The sequence below is a fragment of the Arsukibacterium sp. genome (genome assembly GCF_041616895.1).
In the GTDB taxonomy this organism is placed as follows: domain Bacteria; phylum Pseudomonadota; class Gammaproteobacteria; order Enterobacterales; family Alteromonadaceae; genus Alishewanella.
Genome location: NZ_JBFJPY010000207.1, coordinates 1 through 1,876, shown reverse-complemented (window position 1 = coordinate 1,876; position 1,876 = coordinate 1). Strand labels below are relative to the sequence as shown.

The 1,876-nt window shown below is 48.2% G+C and carries 3 protein-coding genes; all 3 read left to right on the top strand.

Going from position 1 to position 1,876, the window contains the following annotated elements; genetic code table 11:
• Window positions 1-179: 179 nt before the first annotated feature.
• Complete coding sequence (locus ABY802_RS16840; RefSeq protein ID WP_372628271.1) at window positions 180-551, top strand: DUF4440 domain-containing protein; 372 nt, start codon at window positions 180-182, stop codon at window positions 549-551.
• A gap of 231 nt (window positions 552-782) precedes the next feature.
• Window positions 783-1,193 carry a BlaI/MecI/CopY family transcriptional regulator gene (locus ABY802_RS16835; protein ID WP_372628270.1) on the top strand — a complete coding sequence of 137 codons (411 nt, stop codon included), beginning with the start codon at window positions 783-785 and terminating at the stop codon, window positions 1,191-1,193.
• Between the two features lie 2 nt (window positions 1,194-1,195).
• Window positions 1,196-1,876: M56 family metallopeptidase (locus tag ABY802_RS16830; RefSeq protein WP_372628269.1), on the top strand; the 681-nt coding region annotated here is incomplete at its 3' end.

Below are 1,876 nucleotides of genomic sequence, written 5' to 3'. Positions count from 1 at the left end.
TTACATCGCTGCAAGAATAATCCATCAAAGCGAACTTCGGATAACTTTAAAACATTGGTTATCCGGCGTTCTTTACTTCAAACGGAAAACCGCAGAGTATGGATTGTGTTGGAGCTAAATTCGTGGGGATCCCTCAGGGTCGGAGCTATTTTAGACAAGCACGACGGAGATTTTAAAAAGTGCATAGTGATACCATTAAACAGCAATTAATTGAGCTGGAACAACTACTGGTTCAGCCCGCCACCCGCTTGTCTGCTGAACTGCTTAACCGCTATCTGACCGATGATTTTTATGAGATTGCCGCAACCGGTCGCTGTTTTGGTAAAGCTGATGTGCTTGAACGCCTGCCAGCTGAAGCGCCGCCAGTTATAAGCCAGCAAGATTTTGACTGCCGGGTTTTAGCTGAAGGATTAGCGCAGTTAACTTACCGCGCCACGATACAGCGTGCAGACTGTGACCCAAGCTGCTCGGTGCGAAGCTCAATCTGGCGCTTTGATGGTGAAAAGTGGCAGATGATTTTTCATCAAGGTACTGCCTGCGAACCATTCTGAAATTTCGTTAAAAATAAAGCTACTTATACCAACTGCTTACACCAACTGCTTCGTCGCCACCAAAACACCATTATTATCGGCATCCACATATTGGGCGAGGATAAAAGCTTCGGCATAATTTTGGCGCTGCAACAGCTGTTATTTACCTGACGTGTTAAAAACTAAACTATTAGTTGCAAGATGATTAGTGTTCAGCTAGATTAAAAACTAATTATTTAGTAGGTGCCGTATATGGTCAGGAAAAAATCAACCGAGCTAACCAGTGCTGAGCAAAAAGTCATGCAGGTGTTGTGGCAGCTTGGCCCTTGTTCTGTGAAAACCATTACGACAGAATTGAACAAGCAAGCGGCATTAGCCTATACCACGGTGCAAACGTTATGTCGTATTTTGCTCGATAAAGGCCATGTGCAATGTGAAAAGCAGGGTAAAGCTTTTATATATGAAGCCATAACCGTGCAGCAGGAGGCGCGTACCCAGGCACTGACCGCCTTACTAAAACGTTTTTTCGCTGGGTCACCTACCTTGCTGGCACAGCATTTACTGGAGCAACAGCAACTGCCCGCAGAGCTGCAGCAGGAATTGCAGGCCCAAATTGATGCGCAGGCCAGCCATGCTGCTAAAACGGACAAACAGGAGCGCTGAGCATGTATGAATTCAGCTGGTTGCTGTTTTATTTAATGCTGCATCTGGGCATTGCTGCGCTCACGGTACCCTGGCTGTACTGGCTTGGCAAAAGCCGCTGGCAACCTGCGCCGCAACTTATGCTGCGATGCTGGACTGCGCTTAGCGTACTGCTGTTTGTCTTACCTTTGCTGTTATTAACGCTTTCATCTGATGGCAGTACTCAATTGCAACGGCAAAGCAGTGAAGTGGCCACATTGTCTGTCCAGGCCGAACACGCAGTACCATTGCCGGGTTCTGAGCTGGCTAGCACTAAGGCTGCACCAGTAGTGACTCAACGCTTCGGGTTGACGCCGCAACTGTTCTATTTATTGTCACCACCGCTGTGGTTACTGTTGTTATTGCCGTTAGTGTGGCTGATGCAATGCTACCGTTTTTATCAGAGTTACCGGCTCAGCCACCGGTTATGGCAGCAGGCGCAGCCGCTGTCGCCGCCGCTAGTGCTGCCAGCAACTGCAAACGGTTACCCTAAGTTACATCAGCACCCGGCGATCAGTAGCGCAATGTTGCTGGGCTTGCGTCGCCCCAGAATTTTGATACCCAGCCAGTGGCGGCATAGCTTATCTGCAGAGCAACTACAGCATGTTATTGAGCATGAAAGAATGCACTGGCAGCGTCGTGATCTAATGGCTTTTTACATACAG